This window comes from Planomonospora corallina (assembly GCF_042650625.1).
Lineage (GTDB): Bacteria > Actinomycetota > Actinomycetes > Streptosporangiales > Streptosporangiaceae > Planomonospora_B > Planomonospora_B corallina.
Genome location: NZ_JBHSBM010000017.1, coordinates 949,214 through 968,301 on the forward strand (window position 1 = coordinate 949,214; position 19,088 = coordinate 968,301).

The window sequence follows — 19,088 nt, forward strand, 5'->3', positions numbered from 1 at the left end:
CGGAGCCCCCGGTCTCGGGAGCCCGGGTCAGGAGGCCCTGGACAGGTCGCCGGTCTGGGTGATGAGACCGAAGCCGGGGACGTCCTTCCAGGTGTAGGCGAGCTGCTCGCCCTTCCGGACGAGCCAGACGGTCCCCGGGACGCAGCCGGTGCCGCCGGGCAGATCGAAGGTCAGGGCGTCCTCCTCGGCGGTCTTCAGGGTGATCCGGCCCTCGCAGCCGCTGGCCGGCTCGGCCCACGCCGCGTCGCGGGCTCCGGCCACCAGCTCGATCTCGATCCTCGTCTTCGGGGAGAGCGGGTTGGTCGAGGTGATGCCGTCGCCGGCCCACTTCCCGGCGAAGGAGGCGGGGATCGTCGCGCCTGCTCCGGAGGGCGGGGAGGAGGCCGTCCCCGCGGGCTCCGGCGACGCGGCCGTCTCCGTGGGCTCCGGATACGGGGATCCGGTGGGCGCGGAGGTCCCGGCGGGCCCGGGGGAGCCGGATCCGGTGGCCCGCGGGCCGGTCCCGGCCGCCGTGGGCGGGGCGCTCGACCCGGTGGACCCGGGGCGGTCGCCGAGCGTGAGCCAGGCGACGGCTCCCGCCGCCACCAGCGCGGACGCCGCGGCCAGGACCGAGCCGGCCACCAGCCCCCGGGGCCGTCCCCGCCTCTCCCGGGTGGCCAGGGCGGACCGCCGGCCGGGCGCGGTCCGCTCCGGGCCGGAGCCGGACGGGACGGAGGGCTCCGGCCGGTCCTCGCGGCCGGGGTCGACCAGGCCGACCATCAGCGCCCGGGAGGTGGGCCGGCGGGCGGGGTCCTTGTCCAGGCAGGAGGCGACCAGCGCGCCGTACCGGGCGGGCAGGGCCGACAGGTCGGGGTGGAGGTTCAGGATCCGGTGCAGCACGGCGGGCACGGTGTCGGCCCCGAACGGGGACCGCCCGGCCGCCGCGTAGACCATGGTCGCCGCCCAGGCGAACACGTCGGAGGCGGGCGAGGCGGGGGAACCGGCGATCTGCTCAGGGGACAGGTAGGCGGGGGTGCCGATCAGGCCGGAGGTGTGGGTGGCGGCGCCCTCCTCCCGGGCGATGCCGAAGTCGACCACCCGGGGCCCGTCCGGGCCGAGCAGCACGTTGGCGGGCTTGAAGTCGCGGTGCACCACCCCGGCCGCGTGGATCGCCGCCAGCGCGGTGGCGGTGCCGACCACCAGGCGCTCCAGCTCGCCGCCGCGCAGCGGGCCGTCCCGCTTGACGCGCTGGTCCAGGGAGGGGCCGTCCACGAACTCGCTCACCACGTACGGCCGGGGTCCGTCCACCGAGGCGTCCAGCACCCGCGCCGTGCAGAAGGGGGCGACGCTCTCCAGCGCCGACAGCTCCCGGGCCAGCCGGGCCCGGGACTCGGCGTCGCCGCGGAAGAGCAGCTTGACCGCCACGGGCTCCCCGCCGGGCGTGTGCGCGAGGTAGACGACGCCCTGGCCGCCCTCGCCGAGCCGTCCGGCCAGGCGGTACGCGCCGAGGCCGGCCGGGTCGTCGGGCGTCAGGGGGGTCGCGGTCATGGGGGCAAGGCTAGCGATGCCGATCAGGTATGGGCAGGGTCGGCGGAGTACGCGGATGTTTGGGCGGGTCCGGAGGGGAAAGAGGGGGCGCGGCCTCGCCGTCCGGAGACGTACGGGAGCGGTCCGGTGACGGACTGTTCGGTGAAGTGCCCCATACCGCGGCGCGTCTCCCGTTACGCTCCGGTCATCCTCCGACACTCGATCCCCCTGGAGAGATTTCCGTGCCCATCGACCTTGTGACCCGGCGTGAGTGGGGTGCTCGCCAGCCGCGCGGTTCGTACACGCGGATCAGCTCCACCTCAGGAGTGAAGGTCCACTACACGGGCGGCCGGGTCGATCCCGGGATCGTCGACGACCACGCGCGCTGCGTGGCCCTGGTGAGAGCCATCCAGAACAGCCACATGGACGGGAACGGCTGGATGGACATAGGTTACTCGTTGGTAACCTGTCCGCACCGGAAGGTGTTCGAGGGGCGGGGGCCGGGGCGGCTGCCGGCGGCGAACGGGTCCGGGCTCAACGGCGGCCACTACGCCGTGCTCGGCCTGGTCGGCTCCTCCGGCCTGGTCCGGCCCACCGACGGCCTCCTGCACGGCATCCTCGACGCGATCGAGTACCTCCGGGAGCGCGGCGGCGCGGGCCGGGAGATCAAGGGCCACCGCGACGGCTACGCGACCTCCTGCCCCGGGGAGCCGCTCTACGCCTGGGTGCGGCGCGGCGCCCCCCGCCCGGGCGGAGCCCCGGACCCGGCCGAGCCGGGCCCGCCCGGGCCGCACCCGTCGTTCCCGGGCCGGACGCTGAAGTACCCGCCGGTCATGAAGGGCGAGGACGTGCGCACCTGGCAGCGGCAGATGCGCGGGCGCGGCTGGGGCATCGACGCCGACGGCCTGTACGGGCCGGCCTCCCGGGACGTGGCGCGCGCGTTCCAGCAGGAGAAGGACCTGCCCGTCACCGGGGCGGTGGACCGCGCCACCTGGAACGCCGCCTGGGAGGAACCGGTCACCTGACCGGCCCGGCCGCGCTGCCGCCCGCACGGTCCCGGGCACCCCGGACCGCCGACCGCCGACCGCCGACCGGCGACCGGCGACCGTGCCGACCGGGTCGGCGGCCGCTCCCCGGACGGGTCCGGGCTCAGTCCGCGCCCTCCGGGCGGTGGCAGGCCACCCAGTGGTCCTCGCCGATCCGGCGCATGACCGGCTCGGCGGCCGCGCACTCCGGCCCGGCCTTGGGGCAGCGGGTGCGGAACCGGCATCCGCTGGGCGGGGTCACCGGTGACGGCGGCTCGCCGCGGATCAGCCGGTCGGCGGGGGGCAGGCCGAGCCCGCCGCGCGGGATGGAGGCCAGCAGCGCCCGGGTGTAGGGGTGGGCGGGCCGCTCCACCAGCGTGTCGCCGCCGGCGAGCTCGCAGGTCTTGCCCAGGTACATCACCAGGACGCGGTCGCTGACGTTCTTGACGACGGCCAGGTCGTGGGCGATGAACACCAGGGTCAGCCGGTAGCGCTCCTTGAGCCGCTCCAGCAGGGTGAGGATCTGCGCCTGCACGGAGACGTCCAGCGCGGAGACCGGTTCGTCGCAGATCAGCACCTCGGGCTCGAGCACCAGCGCCCGCGCGATGGAGACGCGCTGGCACTGGCCGCCGGAGAACTCGTGCGGCCGGCGCTCGGCGGCGGTGACGGGGTCGAGCCCGACGGCCTCGATCATCTCGTCGACCCGGTCGGCGCCGGCGCCCCACACGCGGGGGCCCTCGGCGACGATGTCGCGGATCCGGCGGCGCGGGTTCAGCGACGAGACCGGGTCCTGGAAGATCATCTGGAGTCGTCTGCGGGTCGCGCGGAGCGCCTCCCCGCGCAGGGCGGTCAGCTCCACCCCGTCCAGCCGTACCGAGCCGGCGCGCGGCGGGGGGAGCTGCATGAGCGCCCGCGCGGTGGTGGACTTGCCGCAGCCGGACTCGCCGACGATGCCCAGGGTCTCCCCGCGGGCCACGTCGAAGCTGACGCCGGAGACGGCGTGCACGCGGTGCCCGCCTCCGGCGGGGAAGTCCACGACGAGGTCCTCCACCCGGAGCACCACGTCCCCGGCGGGGCGGAGATGGGCGGTTCCGCTACCTGCCACGGCTGTCTGCTCCTTCGGTGGTGCCGGTGGTGCCGGCGGTCTCGGGGGCCTGCGCCTCGGTCCCGCGCGGGTACCAGCAGGCGTACAGGTGGCCGGGCGTCTCGGCGGCGAGGAGCGGCGGCTCCCCGGCCGCGCACCGCGGCCGGGCGTAGGGGCAGCGCGGCTGGAACGAGCAGCCCGGCGGCGGGTCGGCCAGGTCCGGCGGGCGTCCCGCGATCACGCGGAGCGGGTGGTGGGCGGGGTCGGTCAGTTTCGGCACCGCCGCCAGCAGCGCCTCCGTGTACGGCATGCGGGTCCGCTCGAACAGCGCGGTGGCCGGCCCCCGCTCGACGACCTTGCCCGCGTACATGACGATGACCTCGTCGGCGTGCTCGGCCACGACGGACAGGTCGTGGCTGACCAGCACCACGGCCATGTCGTTGTCCTCGCGCAGCCGCCGGATCAGCCGGAGCACCTGGTCCTGGACGGTGACGTCGAGCGCGGTGGTCGGCTCGTCGGCGAAGAGCACGTCCGGCCCGCACGCCAGCGCCATCGCGATCGTCACCCGCTGCCGCATCCCGCCGGAGAGCTGGTGCGGGTAGCGGCGCATCACCCGCGCGGGCTCGGGGACGCCGACCGAGGCGAGCAGTTCCGTGCCGCGTGCCCAGGCGGCCCTGCGGCCCATGCCGAGGTGGACGCGGAGCGGCTCGCAGACCTGGACGCCGATCCGGCGGACCGGGTTGAGCGCCGTCATCGGGTCCTGGAAGACGGCGCCGAACCGGGTGCCGAGGATCCGGCGCATCTCCTCGCCGTCCAGGCCGGTGATGTCGTTCCCGTCCAGATGGACCCGGCCGGCGCGCGACGCCCCGCCGCCGGGCACCAGGCCCAGGATGGAGCGGATCAGCATGGACTTGCCGGAGCCGGACTCGCCGACGACGGCCAGGGTCCGGCCGCGCCGCAGGGTGAAGGAGACGCCGTCGACGGCCCGGACGGTGCCGCGCGGGGTGGGCAGGTACGTGCGCAGGCCGGCGACCTGGAGCAGCGCGCCGGGATCCATCCGGTGCGGCCCGGCCTCGGGCGGGAGGGGGGTGCCCTCGGGGTCTGCGGTCTCGGGCGGGAGGGCGGCGCCCTTGGGACCTCCGGCGTCCCGGCGGCCCCGGCGGCCCCGGCGGGCCCTGCGGGGGCGTTCCGGGGTCAGGCCGCTGGGCCGGACGTCGGTGAGCGCGCGCAGGCGGTCGCCGACGAGGTTGGCGGAGAGCACGGTCAGGAACATGACCAGCGAGGGGAAGAGGACCACGTGCGGCGCGGTCTCCAGGACCGGCCGGCCCTCGTTGATCAGACCGCCCCAGGTGGGGGTGGGGGCCTGGACGGACAGGCCGAGGAAGGCCAGGCCGCCCTCGGCGACGATGGCGACGGCCATGCCGATGAAGGCGTAGGAGGCGGCGGGCAGCGCCACGTTGGGCACGACCTCGCGCCAGAGCACGCTGCGGTCGCGGGCGCCCAGGGCCCGGGCGGCGGTGACGAACTCCCGCTCGGCGAAGACCATGGTCGTGCCCCGCAGGAGCCGGACCCAGGCCGGGACGCCGAGCAGGCCCAGCACGACGAGCACGTTGACCAGGCTCGCGCCGGTGAACGCCACCACGGCCAGCGCGAACACCAGCGAGGGAAAGGCCAGCGCGATGTCGTTGGCCCCCATGATGAGCGTGTCCGTCAGCCTTCTGCGGTAGCCGGCCAGCACCCCGAGGGGGGCGCCGATCAGCAGGCCCAGCGCGACCGCGCCGACGCCGACGCCGAGCGAGACGCGGGCGCCGTGCACGACCCGGCTCAGCAGGTCGCGGCCGAGCGCGTCGGTGCCGAACGGGTGCTCCGGGCCCGGGCCCGACTGCGGCGGCCCGGCGAGGGTCTCGTCGTAGCGGGGGAGCGGGAGCAGATCCGCGGTCAGCGCGGCGGCCAGCACCAGCGCCAGCCAGCCGGCCGCGAGCGCCAGGCCCCACCCCGGCCGCCTACGCACGCCGGATCCTGGGGTCGACCGCGGTGTAGACGAGGTCCACGGCGGCGTTGACGAGCACGTAGCCGACCGAGATCAGCACCACGCCTCCCTGCACTGCCAGATAGTCGCGAGCGAAGATCGAGTCCACGATGAACCGGCCCACGCCGGGCAGCCCGAAGAGCGTCTCGACGATCACCGCGCCGCCGATCATCGCCCCGAGGTTGAGGCCGACGGCGGTGACCAGGGAGATCGCCGAGGGGCGCAGCGCGTGCCGCCAGAGGATGCGGCGCGGGGCCAGGCCGCGGGCGCGGGCCAGCGTGATGTGGTCCTCGGCGAGGGTGGAGATCAGGTCCGTGCGGAGCAGCCGGGAGTAGACGGCCGTCTCCGGCAGCGCGATCGCGACCGCCGGCATCAGCACCGAGGTGAGGTTCCAGCCGAGGTCGGTGGTGATCGAGGTCCAGCCGGTCGCGGGGAGCAGCTTCAGCCGGATCGCGAACACGAGGATCAGCAGCACGCCGAGCACGAACACGGGGGTGGAGAGCAGCCCGAAGCTGACCGCCGCCAGCGCGTGGTCCAGCGGCCCGCCCGGCCGGCGGGCCGCGGCGACCGCCACCGGGACGGCGACGCCGAGCGCGATCGCCTGCGCGGCGAGCAGCAGTTCCAGGGTGACCGGGAGCCGGTCGGCCAGGGACTCCAGGACGGGGATCCCGGTGATGTAGGAGGTGCCGAAGTCGCCGGTGAGCAGGGCGCCGAGCCAGGCGCCGTACCGGACGAGCAGCGGGTCGTCGAGGCCGAGCTCGGCGCGGAGCCGCTCGCGTGCCTCCTCGGTCGCCGCCCCGCCCAGGATCTGCCCGACGGGGTCGCCGGGCAGCAGGCTGAGCAGGGCGTACGACAGGAAGGTGACGACGAGCAGCACCAGCAGGAGCCGGGCCGTCCGCCAGAGCACGGTCATGAGCGGCTGAGCCAGACCGAGCCGAACGGGTGGTGGGGGGTCGGCTGGCCGGTCAGCGGCAGGCCGGGGGAGCCGTCGGGCAGGGTGTGCTCGCCGATGCCGCGGACCCCGGCGCGGGCGATGACCGCCCCGGTGCTGAGGTGGTCGACGAAGATGTACGGCACCAGCTCGCGCAGGCGCTTCTGCACGGTGGCGTACGCCTGCTTGCGCACCTCCGGCTGCGGGTTGCTCCGGCCGCTGTCGAGGGCGGCGCTGAGCTCGAGGTCCTTGATCCGGGAGGTGTTGATGGAGATCTCGCCGACCGGGCGGGCGTAGTTCTGGTGGAGCCAGATGTACTCGCCGTCCGGGTCCTGGGCGCTGAAGCTCACCGAGAGCATGGCGTTGAAGCGCCCGGTGACGGCGCTGGTGACCATGTCGGCCTGGTCGGCCTGCTTGACGGTGACGTCCACGCCGGCCTTGCGCCACATGTCCTGGGCGAGCTCGACGCCCTGCAGGCTGTTGGGGTCGGGGGTGGTGTGCAGCGTGATGGCGACCGGGCCCTTCTCCGCCTCGACCTCCTTGATCAGCGCGGCCGCCCTGGCCGGGTCGTGGGCCGGGTAGTCGCCGCCGGGGGCGTACCACGGGGAGTCCTTCGACCAGGGGCCGTCGGCCACCTCGGTCAGCCCGGCGCGCAGGGTGGCGGAGAAGGCCTGCCGGTCGAGGGCGTGCACGAGGGCGCGGCGGACCCGCAGGTCGTCGAGGGGGGCGACGGCGGTGTTCAGGATGAAGACGTACTCGGGGACGGCCATGCCGGAGGCGCGGTGCACGGTGTAGGCGCCGCCGAGCGCGCCGAACTTGGTGATGTCGTCGTCGCGGGTGGTGGCCATGGCGTCGACGCCGCCCGCCTCGAGGGTCTGCGCCCGGGTCTGGCTGTCGGGCAGGATCCGGAACTCGATCTCGTCGAGGTACGGCAGGCCCTTGCGCCAGTAGGCCGGGTTCTTCGTCACCACCATGCGGTTGCCGGGCTGGTACTCCTTGAACAGGAACGGCCCCGTCCCCACCGGCCGGCGCCCGGCGCCCTCCGGGTCGGCGAGCGAGGCCTTCGGGACGACCATGCCGACCTGCGAGGCCAGGTAGTAGGGGAAGGCGACCCAGGGGCCGCGCAGCTTGACCTTCACCGTCATCGGGCCGGCGAGCTCGAAGGAGCCGACCGGGGCGAAGACCGCGCTGGTGAGGGGGGAGGCCTTCTGCGCCTCCAGGTTGGCCCTGACGACCTCGCCGTCGAGCTTCTCCCCGTTGGAGAAGGAGACGCCCTCGCGCACCGTGATGGTCCACTCGTCGGCGTTCGCGTTGGGGGTCACCGACTCGGCCAGGTAGGGCTTCCACCGCCCCTGGGCGTCCACGGCGACGAGCGGCTCGATGATCGTCGTGGCCATGCTGTAGCCCTGCGAGCCGAAGGAGTCGGTCACGGGGTTGAAACCGGCCGTGTCGGCGCTGAGCGCGTAGACGAGCCTGCCGCCGGCCACCGGTGACGCGCCGGAGGCCGGTGGGCTCCCTCCCGGCGGGGCGCCGGCCCCCTCCTGCGGGCGCTGCCCGCTGCAGGCGGCCGCGGCCAGCAGGGCCAGCGACACCGTCACGATCCTCAGACGCCGCACGCGTCCTCCTCCCGGTCAGCCCCCCGAGAGCAATTTCACCGATAGTACTATCGGTGAAAAATCGCACAAGACCCCCGGGTGAATCGGCGGCCCCGCCGCCGGGGAGGGACACCGCGGACAGGGTGACCGGCGGGACCGGCGGCCACCCGGGGCGTTCGACGACGCGAGGAGACGACGGGTGCGAGGAGAGGAGCCGGCGGCCGGCGCACCGCTGAGCCGCAGCGAGGCCAAGGACCTCACCCGGCGCCGCCTGATGCGGGCGGGCTTCGCCATCCTCGACGCGGAGGGGGAGGCCGGGCTGACCACCGGTAAGGTCGCCCGCGCGGCGGGCATCGCCCAGTCGAGCTTCTACGTGCACTTCAAGGACCGGCAGGACCTGCTGCGGGCGCTCGGCGAGCAGGCGGCCGAACGGCTGCGCGAGGCGATGCGCGAGGCGCGCCTGCGCTCACGCGAGGCCCCCGACGACAGGGAACGGCTCCGCGACGCCTTCCGCCTCCCGCTGGAGGCGATCTGCCGCCACCCCGAGCTGTTCCGGATCAGCCTGCGCGCCCGGCACGACCCGTCGTCCCCGCTGCGCGAGTACGCGCTGCGGGCCGCGGCCGCCTACCGGGAGCACTTCGTCGCCGACCTGACGGCCATGGGCTTCCCGGCCGCCGGTGAGGGCGACCGCCGCCGTCTGGAGATGGTCGCCGACGGGGTCGGGGCGCTGACCAACGCGATGGCCCTGGGCCACCTCGAGGGGCGCTACCCCGACCTGGAGGAGGCCGTGGACGTCCTGATCCTCTTCTCCCGGGGCTACCTGCGGCTGCTGCGCCCGCCGCCGCGCGGGGCCTGACCCGCACGGCGGCGGGCGCGCGGCGGCCGTACGGGGATCCCGGCGGGACCCGGCGCGGTCCCGCCACGCCGGCCGCTGAACGGGACCCGGGCGGGGATCTGAGCAAGCGACGGCTTACCATCCCCTTCATGACCGTCCCACCTGGTGAGCTCCGACTGGCCGCGGACTTCCCGCCGACCACCCGCGACGGGTGGCGGGAACTGGCGCTCGGGGTCCTGCGCAAGTCGGGAGTGGAGGCCTCCTCCCCGGAGGAGGCGCTGGCCACGACCACCTACGACGGCGTGACCATCGCGCCGCTGTACGACGCCTCCGACCTGCCCGGTGACCCCGGCCTGCCCGGACTGGCCCCCTACGTGCGCGGGTCCCGCCCGCTCCGCGGCGGCTGGGACGTCCGCCAGCGGCACGAGACGCCCGACCCCGAGGCCGTCCTGGCCGACCTGGAGAACGGCGTCACCTCCCTCTGGCTCGCCCTGGCCCCCGAGGACCTGGCCGGGGCGCTCGAGAAGGTCCACCTGGAGCTGATCTCGGTCACGCTGGAGGCGGGGGAGCGGACCCGCGAGGCCGCCGAGGCGCTGTTCGCGCTCGCCGCGGCGCGGGAGGCGGAGGCCGGCGCGCCGGCGGGCGCGCTCACCGGGAACCTCGGCGCGGACCCCCTCGGCCTGCGGGCGCGGGGCGCGGGCGCGGCGGTGGAGGAGGCCGCCGGGCGCGACGCCGTGGAGCTGGCCCGCCGGTGCGCCGCGGACTTCCCCGGGCTGCGGGCGCTCGTGGTGGACGCCACGCCGTACCACGACGCGGGCGGCAGCGACGCCGAGGAGCTGGGCTGCTCGATCGCGACCGGCGTCGCCTACCTGCGCCTGCTGACCGGCGGCGGGCTGGACGCGGCCCAGGCCTTCGGGCAGCTGGAGTTCCGCTACGCCGCCACCGCCGACCAGTTCCTCACCATCGCCAAGCTCCGCGCCGCCCGGCGGCTGTGGGCGCGCGTCGCCGAGGTGTGCGGGGTGCCCGCTCCCGGCGGCGCCCCCGACGGAGCCCCCGGCGGCGCCCTCGACGGCGCGGCCGACCCGGCCGACCCGGCCGACCCGGGCCGGCCCGCGGCCGCGCAGGTGCAGCACGCGGTGACGTCCTCGGCGATGATGACCGCCCGCGACCCGTGGGTGAACATGCTGCGCACCACCGTCGCCTGCTTCGCCGCCGGGGCCGGCGGCGCGGACGCGGTGACCGTGCAGCCGTTCGACGCCCGCCTGGGGCTGCCCGACGCCTTCGCCCGCCGCATCGCGCGCAACACCCACGCGCTCCTGGTCGAGGAGGCGCACGTCGCCCGGGTGACGGACCCGGCCGGCGGCTCCTTCTACGCCGAGCGGCTCACCGACGACCTGGCCGAGCGGGCCTGGGCCTGGTTCCAGGAGATCGAGCGCGCCGGCGGCATGGCGGAGGCACTGGCCTCGGGCCTGGTCTCCGGACGCCTGGCCGCGACGAGGGAGCGGCGCGCGGCCGACGTCGCCCGCCGCAGGTTCCCGGTCACCGGCGTCAGCGAGTTCCCGGACCTGGCCGAGCGGCTCCCGGCGCGCGCGCCCCGGCCCGCCGCCCCCGCCGCCCCCGCAGGCCACAGGGCCGATCACAGCGCCGATCACAGTGCTGACCACAGGGCCGATCACAGCGCCGATCACAGTGCTGACCACAGGGCCGATCACAGGGCCGCGCAGGAGGCCGGCCGGGGGAGCGGCCTGCCGGTCGTGCACTACGCCGGCGAGTTCGAGGCGCTGCGCGAGGCGGCCGACGCGCGGCCGGAGCGGCCGAGCGTCTTCCTGGCCACGATCGGGCCGGTGGCCGCGCACACCGCCCGCGCCACGTTCGCGGCCAACCTCTTCGCGGCGGGCGGCATCGCCACCGTCGCCTCCGGGCCGCTGACCGACCCCGCCGGGATCGCCGCCGCCTTCACCGCGAGCGGCGCCCGGGTCGCCTGCCTGTGCTCCAGCGACAAGCTGTACGGCGAGCACGCCGAGGCCGTCGCCGCCGCGCTGGCCGGGGCCGGGGCGGTACGGATCTGGCTGGCGGGCAGAGGCGAGCACGCGGGAGTGGACGGCCGCCTGTACGCCGGCTGCGACGCCCTCGCCGTGCTGCGCACGACCTTCGACGACCTGGGGGTGCCCCGGCCGCACGGCCCGGCCGCCTCCGACGACCTGGGGGTGACCCGATGATTCCCGACTTCTCGCAGGTCGGCCTGGCGGGCGGGACCGCGGCACAGGGCGGGGCACAGGGCGGGGCGCCGGACGGGGCGGCCTGGGCCGAGGCCGTACGGCGCTCGACCGGGCAGGAGCCCGCCGAGCTGGTGTGGGAGACCCCGGAGGGCATCGCGGTCAAGCCGCTCTACACGGCCGCCGACACCGAGGGCCTGGACTTCCTCTCGACCTACCCGGGGGCCGCGCCGTTCCTGCGCGGGCCGTACCCGACGATGTACGTCAACCAGCCGTGGACCATCCGGCAGTACGCCGGGTTCTCCACCGCCGAGGAGTCCAACGCGTTCTACCGGCGCAACCTGGCCGCCGGGCAGAAGGGCCTGTCGGTCGCCTTCGACCTGGCCACCCACCGCGGCTACGACTCCGACCACCCGCGGGTGGCCGGCGACGTCGGCATGGCGGGCGTGGCGATCGACTCGATCTACGACATGCGGCAGCTGTTCGACGGGATCCCGCTCGACAGGATGAGCGTGTCGATGACCATGAACGGCGCGGTGCTGCCGGTGCTGGCGCTGTACATCGTGGCCGCCGAGGAGCAGGGGGTGGCGCCCGAGCAGCTGGCCGGGACCATCCAGAACGACATCCTCAAGGAGTTCATGGTCCGCAACACCTACATCTACCCGCCGGGGCCGTCGATGCGGATCATCTCCGACATCTTCGCCTACACCAGCGAGAAGATGCCGAAGTTCAACTCCATCTCGATCTCCGGCTACCACATCCAGGAGGCCGGGGCCACCTGCGACCTGGAGCTGGCCTACACCCTCGCCGACGGCGTGGAGTACCTGCGCGCGGGCGTGGCGGCCGGGCTGGACGTGGACCGGTTCGCGCCGCGCCTGTCGTTCTTCTGGTGCATCGGCATGAACTTCTTCATGGAGGTGGCCAAGCTCCGCGCGGCCCGGCTGCTCTGGGCGAAGCTGGTGGGCGGCTTCGGCGCGAAGAACCCCAAGTCGCTGTCCCTGCGCACCCACTCGCAGACCTCCGGCTGGTCGCTGACCGCGCAGGACGTGTTCAACAACGTCGTGCGGACCTGTGTGGAGGCGATGGCCGCCACCCAGGGCCACACCCAGTCGCTGCACACCAACGCGCTGGACGAGGCGCTGGCCCTGCCCACCGACTTCTCCGCCCGCATCGCCCGCAACACCCAGCTGCTGCTCCAGCAGGAGTCGGGCACCTGCCGGGTGATCGACCCGTGGGGCGGCTCCTACTACGTCGAGCGGCTCACCCACGACCTCGCGAGGCGGGCCTGGGGGCACATCCAGGAGGTCGAGGCGGCGGGCGGCATGGCGAAGGCGATCGACGCCGGGCTGCCCAAGCTCCGCATCGAGGAGGCCGCCGCCCGCACCCAGGCGCGCATCGACTCCGGCCGCCAGCCCGTCATCGGCGTCAACAAGTACCGCCCGGACGCCGACGAGCCGATCGAGGTGCTCAAGGTCGACAACACCGCGGTGCGGGAGCGGCAGCTGGACAAGCTGCGCCGGCTGCGCGCCGAGCGCGACCCGCGGGCGGTGGAGGACGCGCTCGCCGCGCTCACGGCGGGCGCGGCGGGCGGCGCCAACCTGCTGGAGCTGGCCGTGGCGGCGGCGCGGGCCAAGGCCACGGTCGGGGAGATCTCCGACGCGCTGGAGAAGGTCTTCGGCCGGCACGCCGGGCAGATCCGCACGATCTCCGGCGTCTACCGGGACGAGGTCGGCTCGGGCGTGGCGGACGTGCGCGAGGCGTGCGCGGCGTTCGAGAAGGCCGAGGGCCGCCGCCCGCGCATCCTGGTCGCCAAGATGGGCCAGGACGGCCACGACCGGGGGCAGAAGGTGATCGCCACCGCCTTCGCCGACCTCGGCTTCGACGTGGACGTCGGCCCGCTCTTCCAGACGCCGGAGGAGGTCGCCCGCCAGGCAGTCGAGGCCGACGTGCACGTGGTCGGCGTCTCCTCGCTGGCGGCCGGGCACCTGACCCTGGTGCCCGCGCTGAAGAAGGCCCTGGCCGGCCTCGACGCCGACGACATCATGGTCGTCGTCGGCGGCGTCATCCCGCCCGGCGACTTCGAGGAGCTGCGCGCCGCCGGGGCCGCCGCGATCTTCCCGCCGGGCACCGTCATCGCCGACGCGGCCCTGACGCTGCTGAAGGACCTGTCGGCCCGGCTCGGCCATGCGTCTTGAGGACTACCTCCACGGGGTGCGGTCCGGCTCGCGCCGCTGGATCGGCCGGGCCGTCACCCTCGTGGAGTCCACCCGGGCCGACCATCGCGAGCTGGCGCAGCGGCTCCTGGCCGAGCTGGCCCCGCTGGCGGGCAAGGCCCGCAGGATCGGCGTCTCCGGCGTGCCCGGGGTCGGCAAGTCCACCTTCATCGACGCGCTCGGCACCCACCTGACCGGGCTGGGCCACCGGGTGGCGGTGCTCGCCGTCGACCCGTCGTCCACCCGGACGGGCGGGAGCGTGCTCGGCGACAAGACGCGGATGGCCCGCCTGTCCGCCGACGAGAACGCCTTCATCCGGCCCTCGCCCACGGCCGGGACCCTGGGCGGGGTGGCCCGGGCGACCCGCGAGGCCATGGTCGTCGTCGAGGCCGCCGGCTACGACGTGGTGCTGGTGGAGACCGTGGGCGTGGGGCAGTCGGAGACCGCCGTCGCCGACATGGTGGACACCTTCCTGCTGCTCGCGCTCGCCCGGACCGGCGACCAGCTCCAGGGCATCAAGAAGGGCGTGCTGGAGCTCGCCGACGTGATCGCGATCAACAAGGCCGACGGCCCGCACGAGCAGGACGCCCGCAAGGCGGCCCGGGAGCTGGCCGGGGCGCTGCGGCTGCTCCGCTCCGAGCGCGCGGTCCCGGTGCTGACCTGCAGCGGGCTGACCGGCGCGGGACTCGAGGATCTCTGGCGGCGGATCGTCGCGCACCGGGACGCCCTGGAGGTCTCCGGCGAGCTCGCCGAACGGCGCCGGCGCCAGCAGGTCGACTGGACCTGGGCCATGGTCACCGACCGCCTCCTGCGGAGGCTGCGCGAGCACCCCGCGGTGACGGCCGTCGCAGCCGAGGCCGAGCGCGCCGTCCTCGACGGCACCCTCACCCCGGCGCTGGCCGCCGAGCGCATCCTCGAGGCCTTCACCCGGGGCGACTGACCGCCGGCCGCGTCCGGGCGCCCCGCGTCCGGGCGGCCTGCTCCCGGGCGGCCGGGCTTCCTCCCCGGCTTCCCGCGGCGGACTCCTCGAGGCGTTCCTCCAGAGGCGCGTCTCCAGGGGGCCGCCCCCTCTGCCGCCGGTGATCCTTCTCGCTCCGTGATCTTTTCTGTCCGGGGGAATAACGCCTCCGGATATAAATCTTTTCTCTCCCGTAGTGGATATATACCACCGACAGATTGCCTGAAAATAGACAAATCGCTTCATGTGGCGAATGCGGCCATAGGGGAAAATGTCCGCGTGCTACTGTTCGGCGGTGCGTGAGGGGCACACCGCCGTACCGGCCGTGTGCTGGGAGAACGTCCGGCCCGCCCTCATCGCGGAATCCAATGTGAATTCTTCTCGTTTCCGACGGTTCACCAGGGTGGGGCTATGCGCTTGAGCAATGCGCGTCTGCGGACCAAAATCATGGCGCTGCTGGTGTCCCTCGCCGCACTGTGGGCGTTCACCGCCTGGGTGACGATCCGCGACGGCCTCAACATGCTGGGCGTGACCACGCTCAACACCGGCGTGGCCGAGCCGGGGCACGCGCTCCTGACCGAGCTCCAGGCCGAGCGGCGGCTCACCCTGCTCGCGCTGGCCGGCTCCGGCGGGAGCAGCCGGGAGCGCGAGGCGCTCGCGGCCCAGCGCGGACGCACCGACGCGGCCGCGGCGCACATCCGCGAGTCCAGCTCCTCCACCGCCGTGGAGCTGGCGATGAGCGACGAGGCGGAGCGGCGGCTCGCCCTGCTCATGCGGCGGCTGGACGGGCTGGCCGCCGTGCGCGAGGCGGCCGACGCCGGCCGCGCGGACCGGACCCGGGCCGCCTCGGGGTTCACCGAGATCATCGACGCCGCCCACTTCACCTACGACGCGCTCTCCTCCCTGGACGACGAGGAGATCGCCAAGGACGTCCGCACGTTCATCCAGCTCAACCGGGTCGTGGAGCTGACCGCCCGGACGGACGCCATGGCGGCGGGCGGCCTGGCCGCGGGCGGTTTCACCGACGCCGAGCGCGTCCTGTTCACCCGGACCGTCGGCACGCAGCGCTTCCTCCTCGACCAGGTGGCGGCCGAGCTGCCCTCGGTCGACCGGGGCACCTACCGCGAGCTCGCCGACAGCGGGCAGTTCGCCCGGCTGCGGGCGATGGAGGACACGCTGGCCCGGGACGGGCAGGGCGAGCGGTCCGGCCAGGTCGACCTGGAGCAGTGGACCGCCGCCTCCAAGCACGTGCAGGCGGGGCTCTGGAACCTCGCGATCACGGGCGGCGCCAACCTGATCGAGCGCTCCACCCCGGTCGTCGCCGGCGTGGTCGTCCGGCTCGTGCTGGCCGGCGGCCTGGGACTCGTCGCCGTCATCGCCTCGGTCGTCCTGTCCATCACCACGGCCCGCGCCCTGGTCCAGCAGCTGGAGAAGCTCCGGGACGCGGCCCGGGAGCTGGCCGACCGGCGCCTGCCCGGCGTGGTCGAGCGCATCGGCCACGGTGAGGAGGTGGACGTCGCCGTCGAGGCCCCGCCGCTGAAGTTCGGCGAGGACCAGATCGGGCAGGTCGGCCAGGCGTTCAACGCCGTCCAGCGGACCGCGATCAAGGTCGCGGTGGAGCAGGCCCAGCTCCGCCGCGACATCGCCGACATCCTGCGCAACCTCGCCCGCCGCACGCAGGGACTGGTCCACCGCCAGCTGAGCGTGCTGGACTCCATGGAGCGGCGCGAGCAGGACCCGCAGGAGCTGCGCGACCTGTTCCGGCTGGACCACCTGGCGACCCGCATGCGGCGCTACGCGGAGAACCTCCTCGTACTGGCGGGGGCCGCCCCCGGCCGGGCCTGGCGCGAGTCGGTCCCGATGCTCGACGTGGTGCGCGGCGCCCTGGCGGAGATCGAGGACTACACCCGGGTCGACGTGCTCCCGATGGGCGAGGCGTCGCTGGACGGGCGGGCCGTGGGCGACGTCATCCACCTGGTGGCCGAGCTGGTCGAGAACGCCGCCTCCTTCTCCCCGCCCTACACGACGGTGAAGGTCAGCGGCCACGCCGTGGCCCACGGCTACGCCGTCGAGATCGAGGACCGGGGCCTGGGCATGAGCGAGCAGGACATCGCCGAGGCCAACGGGCGCATCGCCAACCCGCCCGAGCTCAAACTGGCCGGCAACGCCCGGCTGGGACTGTACGTGGTCAGCCGGCTGGCCGAGCGGCACGGCATCCGGGTGACCTTCAAGGCCTCGCCGTACGGCGGCACGACCGTCGTGGTGCTGGTCCCGCAGGAGCTCATCGTCCACCGGAGCGGATCGGGGAACCCCGAGCCGGTGAGCGTGCCCGCGGCGCGCACCGGGAGCCTCCCTGCGGCTTCGGCGGAGTCCGTCCCCGCGGCCCGCACGGAGACCATCGAGCGGACCATCGAGCGGGCCGTCGACTTGAGCGCCGGCCGGACCGGCGAGCGGACCGCCGACCGGGCCGCCGGCCGGCGCGGGGCGCCCGCCGTCCCGCCCTCGTGGGAGGCGGACCCGCTGGGGATCGGCACCGTCTCCGCTCCGGCGGGACGCGGATGGGACACGGCCCCTCCTGCCGTGGCGGAGCCGTTCCCCGGCACGGCGGGGCCTGCCGGGACGGGGAACGGCACGGCAGAGCTGAAGGAGAACGCCATGGACACCACCGGCGGGGCGCGGGCGGGACACGGCCCCCTCGACCGGCCCCACGACCGGTCCCCCGAAGGGCGCCTCGACGGGCGGGAGGCCTCCGCGCCCGGCACGGTCCCCGCGCGGCCGTCCGTCCCGCCGCCGCCCGACACCAGCCACACCCCTGGCGGTCTGCCCCGCCGGGTCCCGCAGACCCACCTCGCCGTGCCGCTGCGCGAGGAGGAGCCGCTCGCGGCGCCGCAGCCGGCACAGGACGACGAGCGCTCCCCCGAGGAGATCCGCGCGGCCTTCTCCTCCTTCCAGGCGGGCACCCGCCGGGGCCGCTCCGACGCCGCGCAGCTGCTCGCCCGGGGCGGCGAGCCCGCGGACGACGCCCGGCCGTCCGTGTGATCCCGCGGCGTCCGCGTGATCCCCACGCGGCCACGTGATCCCCGTGCGGCCGCACGATCCCCGCGGCGGCCACGACGCGCACAGGCCGGCCCCGCTTCCGGCGGGACGCCGGAGGCCGCAGGTCCGAACGGCAGAGAGAGGACGACAAGTGGTGCAGGGAACAGGATCCGTCACCGATCTGGCCTGGTTGCTCGACGACCTGGTCACACGGGTGACCGAAGCGGAGAAGGGCATCGTCTTCTCCACCGACGGCCTGCTCATGGCCGCCTCCGCGGGGCTCGGCCCCGCCGACGCCGAGCACCTGGCCGCGGTGGGCTCGGCGATCCAGAGCCTCGGCAGGGGCGTCAGCGAACGGGTGGGCGGCGGCACGGTGCGCCAGACCATCATCGAGATGAGCTCGGCGTACCTGATCGTCTCCGCCGCGGGGCAGGGCGCCTGCCTGGCCGTCCTCTGCACGCACGAGGCCGACGTCGGCCTCGTCGCCTACGAGATGGCCATGCTCGTCACCCGGGTCGGGCAGTACCTCACCTCGCCGGCCCGCGCGACGGCCTCCTCCGGCGACGGCGGCGCCTGATGGGCGGCCACGGCGACCATCCCGACGTGCAGTGGGTCGACGCCGACGCGGGGCCGATCGTCCGGCCCTACGTCCTCACCCGGGGCAGGACCGAGCCGGTCCGCGGCCGGTTCGACCTCATCACCCTGGCGGTGACCGTCCGCCCCGCCGTGCCGGGCGACGCCGGCCTGGGCCCCGAGTGCCTGGAGATCCTGCGGCTGTGCATGTACCCGCAGTCGGTGGCCGAGCTGGCCGCGCACGTCAACCTGCCGGCGGGCACCGTCCGCGTCCTGCTCAGCGACCTGCTCGACCAGGGATACATCGCCCTGCAAGAACCCCAGACGGAGACGGACATGAACGACGAGAGGCTCTACAGGGCGGTGCTCGATGGACTCCGTGCGCTCTAGCCGCGACGCCGGGCGGGCGGTGCTCCCCAAGGCGATCAAGATCCTGGTCGCGGGCGGATTCGGCGCGGGCAAGACCACCCTGGTGGGCGCGGTCTCCGAGATCGAGCCGCTGCGCACCGAGGAGACGCTGACCGACCGGGGGGTGGGCGTCGACGACCTGTCCGGCGTGGAGAGCAAGGGCACCACGACCGTCGCGATGGACTTCGGCCGCATCACGATTGGGGACGCCTACCGGCTCTACCTGTTCGGCACCCCTGGGCAGGAGCGGTTCTGGTTCCTCTGGGACGAGCTGGCGCTGGGCGCGCTGGGCGCGGTCGTGCTGGCGGACACACGCCGGCTGGCCGACTGCTTCCCCGCCCTGGACTACTTCGAGCGGCGCGAGACGCCCTTCGTCGTCGCGGTCAACTGCTTCGACGGCGCCCGCCGCTACGACCTGGACGAGGTACGGCTCGGCCTGACCCTCCCCGAGGACGTCCCGATCGTGCTCGGGGACGCACGCAGGCGGCAGTCCGGCAAGGAGGTCCTGATCACCCTGGTGGAGCACGCGATGAAGGTCCGCCTCGGCCCCGACCGGGTCGCCGGCCCGGGGAGGCTGGAGCCCATCCAGTAGTCACATATCTCCACCCCGGGAGGGAGAAAAGCCATTCGCCGGTACGGCGTGCCCTTCACGCTCCGCACCCGCCGTGCCACGATCGCG

At 74.8% G+C, this 19,088-nt stretch carries 14 protein-coding genes; 9 read left to right on the forward strand and 5 right to left on the reverse strand.

The window, feature by feature from the left end; translation table 11 throughout:
* Nucleotides 1-27 precede the first annotated feature (27 nt).
* Nucleotides 28-1,527, reverse strand: a complete 1,500-nt coding sequence (locus ACFOWE_RS17515) for a serine/threonine-protein kinase (RefSeq protein WP_377288953.1) — start codon at nt 1,525-1,527, stop codon at nt 28-30.
* A gap of 221 nt (nt 1,528-1,748) precedes the next feature.
* Between ACFOWE_RS17515 and ACFOWE_RS17520 the strand changes: the two genes are divergently transcribed.
* Nucleotides 1,749-2,531 (forward strand): peptidoglycan recognition protein family protein, encoded by a 783-nt coding sequence (locus ACFOWE_RS17520; RefSeq protein ID WP_377288955.1) that lies wholly within the window; start codon nt 1,749-1,751, stop codon nt 2,529-2,531.
* A 124-nt stretch (nt 2,532-2,655) separates the two neighbouring features.
* On the opposite strand, the gene ACFOWE_RS17525 is transcribed toward ACFOWE_RS17520, so the two are convergent.
* From ACFOWE_RS17525 to ACFOWE_RS17540, 4 genes are read right to left on the reverse strand one after another with little or no spacing between them, the layout of a single operon-like run.
* Nucleotides 2,656-3,636 carry an ABC transporter ATP-binding protein gene (locus ACFOWE_RS17525; RefSeq protein ID WP_377288957.1) on the reverse strand — a complete coding sequence of 327 codons (981 nt, stop codon included), beginning with the start codon at nt 3,634-3,636 and terminating at the stop codon, nt 2,656-2,658.
* Nucleotides 3,626-5,626, reverse strand: coding sequence for a dipeptide/oligopeptide/nickel ABC transporter permease/ATP-binding protein (locus ACFOWE_RS17530; protein WP_377288959.1), 2,001 nt, complete (start codon nt 5,624-5,626; stop codon nt 3,626-3,628). The genes ACFOWE_RS17525 and ACFOWE_RS17530 overlap by 11 nt, the downstream gene beginning before the upstream one ends.
* Nucleotides 5,619-6,557, reverse strand: coding sequence for an ABC transporter permease (locus ACFOWE_RS17535; RefSeq protein WP_377288961.1), 939 nt, complete (start codon nt 6,555-6,557; stop codon nt 5,619-5,621). Before ACFOWE_RS17535 ends, ACFOWE_RS17530 begins: the two co-directional genes overlap by 8 nt.
* A complete protein-coding gene (locus ACFOWE_RS17540) occupies nt 6,554-8,191 on the reverse strand; it encodes an ABC transporter substrate-binding protein (protein ID WP_377288963.1) in 1,638 nt (545 codons plus the stop codon). The genes ACFOWE_RS17535 and ACFOWE_RS17540 overlap by 4 nt, the downstream gene beginning before the upstream one ends.
* A 178-nt stretch (nt 8,192-8,369) precedes the next feature.
* Here ACFOWE_RS17540 and ACFOWE_RS17545 point away from each other — a divergent pair, with 178 nt between their 5' ends.
* From ACFOWE_RS17545 to ACFOWE_RS17580, 8 genes are all read left to right on the forward strand, one after another.
* Complete coding sequence (locus tag ACFOWE_RS17545; RefSeq protein ID WP_377288964.1) at nt 8,370-9,026, forward strand: TetR family transcriptional regulator; 657 nt, start codon at nt 8,370-8,372, stop codon at nt 9,024-9,026.
* Between the two features lie 128 nt (nt 9,027-9,154).
* Entirely contained in the window at nt 9,155-11,224 is a 2,070-nt protein-coding gene (locus ACFOWE_RS17550) for a methylmalonyl-CoA mutase subunit beta (RefSeq protein WP_377288966.1), read from the forward strand.
* Nucleotides 11,221-13,416 carry a methylmalonyl-CoA mutase gene (gene scpA, locus ACFOWE_RS17555; RefSeq protein ID WP_377288968.1) on the forward strand — a complete coding sequence of 732 codons (2,196 nt, stop codon included), beginning with the start codon at nt 11,221-11,223 and terminating at the stop codon, nt 13,414-13,416. The genes ACFOWE_RS17550 and scpA overlap by 4 nt, the downstream gene beginning before the upstream one ends.
* Nucleotides 13,406-14,374: a methylmalonyl Co-A mutase-associated GTPase MeaB gene (meaB, locus tag ACFOWE_RS17560; protein ID WP_377288970.1), complete on the forward strand. Its 969-nt coding sequence runs from the start codon at nt 13,406-13,408 to the stop codon at nt 14,372-14,374. Before scpA ends, meaB begins: the two co-directional genes overlap by 11 nt.
* Nucleotides 14,375-14,809: 435 nt before the next feature.
* Complete coding sequence (locus tag ACFOWE_RS17565) at nt 14,810-17,431, forward strand: sensor histidine kinase (protein ID WP_377288972.1); 2,622 nt, start codon at nt 14,810-14,812, stop codon at nt 17,429-17,431.
* A gap of 148 nt (nt 17,432-17,579) precedes the next feature.
* Nucleotides 17,580-18,005, forward strand: a complete 426-nt coding sequence (locus tag ACFOWE_RS17570; RefSeq protein WP_377288974.1) for a roadblock/LC7 domain-containing protein — start codon at nt 17,580-17,582, stop codon at nt 18,003-18,005.
* 26 nt (nt 18,006-18,031) lie between these two features.
* Nucleotides 18,032-18,391 carry a DUF742 domain-containing protein gene (locus ACFOWE_RS17575; protein WP_377288976.1) on the forward strand — a complete coding sequence of 120 codons (360 nt, stop codon included), beginning with the start codon at nt 18,032-18,034 and terminating at the stop codon, nt 18,389-18,391.
* Nucleotides 18,372-19,001, forward strand: coding sequence for a GTP-binding protein (locus tag ACFOWE_RS17580; RefSeq protein ID WP_377288978.1), 630 nt, complete (start codon nt 18,372-18,374; stop codon nt 18,999-19,001). The genes ACFOWE_RS17575 and ACFOWE_RS17580 overlap by 20 nt, the downstream gene beginning before the upstream one ends.
* Nucleotides 19,002-19,088 lie beyond the last annotated feature (87 nt).

Coding starts and splice junctions, on each gene's coding strand:
- ACFOWE_RS17515 (WP_377288953.1), bottom strand. CDS start 1,527: ATGACCGCGACCCCCCTGACGCCCGACGACCCGGCCGGCCTCGGCGCG.
- ACFOWE_RS17535 (WP_377288961.1), bottom strand. CDS start 6,557: ATGACCGTGCTCTGGCGGACGGCCCGGCTCCTGCTGGTGCTGCTCGTC.
- ACFOWE_RS17550 (WP_377288966.1), top strand. CDS start 9,155: ATGACCGTCCCACCTGGTGAGCTCCGACTGGCCGCGGACTTCCCGCCG.
- scpA (WP_377288968.1), top strand. CDS start 11,221: ATGATTCCCGACTTCTCGCAGGTCGGCCTGGCGGGCGGGACCGCGGCA.
- meaB (WP_377288970.1), top strand. CDS start 13,406: ATGCGTCTTGAGGACTACCTCCACGGGGTGCGGTCCGGCTCGCGCCGC.
- ACFOWE_RS17580 (WP_377288978.1), top strand. CDS start 18,372: ATGGACTCCGTGCGCTCTAGCCGCGACGCCGGGCGGGCGGTGCTCCCC.